This window comes from Allosphingosinicella sp. (assembly GCF_059502505.1).
In genome coordinates this window covers 1288-2595 of record NZ_JCACEU010000004.1, presented here as the reverse complement: position 1 = coordinate 2595, position 1308 = coordinate 1288, and the positions used below count along the sequence as shown (strand labels likewise).

General features: G+C 69.6%; 1 protein-coding gene. It reads right to left on the bottom strand.

What is annotated here, in order from left to right; translation table 11 throughout:
• Positions 1-3 precede the first annotated feature (3 nt).
• Positions 4-1308 (bottom strand): HlyD family type I secretion periplasmic adaptor subunit (locus tag AC5JBD_RS00060; protein WP_495719711.1); only part of this gene is annotated, 1305 nt, incomplete at its 5' end.

Below are 1308 nucleotides of genomic sequence, written 5' to 3'. Positions count from 1 at the left end.
AGCCTATTGCTCCCGGAAGGCCCGGGTGAAGCTGTCGATCAGCGGCTGGACCATGTAGCGGAAGAAGGTCCTCTGGCCGATCTGGACATGCGCTTCCACGGGCATGCCGGGGGTGAGGAAAACGCTGGGCAGGTGCGTGAGCTGGTCCGCGTCGATCAGGATGTAGGCGCGATAGTATTGCTGCCGTGTCTGCTCATTGGTCGTCACATCCGCGGCCACCCAGGTCACATGCCCGTGCAGGTAGGGGACCAGCCGCTGCTTGAAGGCCGGCAGCCGCACCTCGGCCTGCAGGCCGGGATAGACCACGTCGATATCCATAGGCTGGACATTCACTTCCGCCACCAGCCGGTCCTGCACCGGGATCAGCTCGAAGATTGGGTCGCCCGGCTTCAGGACGGCACCGACGGTGAAGACCCGCTGGTTCACCAGCGTGCCGTCCTCCGGTGCGATGATCTCGCGCCGGGTGGCGACATCGGCGGCGGCCCGCAGCTTCTCCTCGGTCTCGGCCAGCCTGGCGCGCACCTCGCGCCGCTCGGCCGAGGCCTCCTGCACCCGCTGGTCGATCGTGGTCTGGATCTGGTTGCGGGCCTCGGCGATCGAGGCATTGGCGCGTTCGACCTGGCCGTTCAGATCCTCGAGCTGGCCCTCCAGGGCGGCGACCGCCCGCTGCAACGCGAGCAGTTCCGGCAAGCGGCCGAGGCCCTGGCCAACCAGGCCGCGGCGCATCTGCTCTTCCTGCCTGGCGAAGGCGAGCTGCTGGCGGGTCGCGGTCAGCTGGCCGCGGGCGCTGGCGATGACCGCGTTCTGCTGCTCGATCCGCGCCTGCAGGACCTGGATCTGGCTGTTCAGGTTGGCTTTGCGGGCCTCGAACAGGGCGCGCTGGCCGTTCACCGTCTCCATGGCCCGGGCATCGGTGCTGGCCGCGAGATCCGCCGGGAAGGCGATGTCGCGCCGGCCGCTCACCTCGGCCTCCAGCCGGGCATCCTGCGCGAGCAGCGCCCAGCGCTGGGCGCGGTGCGTCTCGACCAGGGTGTCGGACTGGGTGATGTCGAGCCGCGCGATGACATCGCCAGCACGGACCCTGGCGCCGTCGCGGAACAGGATCTCCCGCACGATGCCGCCTTCCAGGTGCTGGATGGTCCGGCGGCTGCCCTCCACCTTGATCATGCCGGGCGCGATTGAGGCCTCGGCGAGCGGGGCGAGGCCCGCCCAGGCGCCAAAGCCGAGCACGAAGATCACGAAGACGACGAGGCCGAAGATCATCGGCGCGCGCGTCGCCGGCCGCGGGGCATCGAGCAGCGGGTGGAA